The organism is Undibacterium sp. RTI2.2 (genome assembly GCF_035018705.1).
Lineage (GTDB): Bacteria > Pseudomonadota > Gammaproteobacteria > Burkholderiales > Burkholderiaceae_D > Undibacterium.
In genome coordinates this window covers 1-734 of record NZ_JASJXN010000122.1, presented here as the reverse complement: position 1 = coordinate 734, position 734 = coordinate 1, and the positions used below count along the sequence as shown (strand labels likewise).

General features: G+C 50.1%; 1 protein-coding gene. It reads right to left on the bottom strand.

From position 1 onward, the window contains the following. Positions 1 to 734: TolC family protein (locus QN395_RS21365; RefSeq protein WP_323493049.1), on the bottom strand; the 734-nt coding region annotated here is incomplete at both ends.

Genomic DNA, 734 nt, shown 5'->3' with positions numbered 1-734 from the left:
GCAGATTCGATTAACAGTACCAGCTCATTACGCGCTGCTTCTTTAGTTTTTTCTAAGGTCTCATTGGCGGCATCTACGGCAGTTTCTGCTGCCCGTATTTCGCCCTGAAATTCATAGCGAGTAAATAAAGGAATCTGTACGCCAATGCCGAAACTGTTACCTGAGCCTTGAGGATTGCTGGCGCTAACCGGGTAATGTTCAAACTGAACGCCGACAGAGATATCTCTGGTTCTTGCTGCCAGTGCCAGCTTACGTGCAGCCAGTGCCGCATCTAGCCGGGCTTTTGCAGCTAATACATCAGGACGTTTTTGTATGACCAGATCCAGCGTATCCTGCACCTCAGGTAGTATTTGTGCTGGCCAATCATCGACAGCATGCACGCTGTTAGCAGATGCTGTCAGGCCTAGCAGAGAAATTAGATTTGTTTGTGCGTGCAACAGATCGGAAGCCGCTTGTCGCGCGTCGTTGTCGGCGCGCAAGGTATCTACTCGGATTCTGGCAGCGTCTGCTCCTGCAATATCACCAGCTTTCTTTCTCTTTTCTGCGGCGGCTTGTGTGATCGAGAACAAATCTCTGGTCTCGTTGGCAATGCGTAGTTTATGTTGTGCTGCTATCAGATCAAAATAGGTTGCACTGACGATTTGCTTGGTTTGTCTGCGGACATCGTGCCAGTCCTGGTGTGCTGCGGTTTCCAGATAGCCGGCATTCTCAATCCGTAAATCACGTTTGCCGCC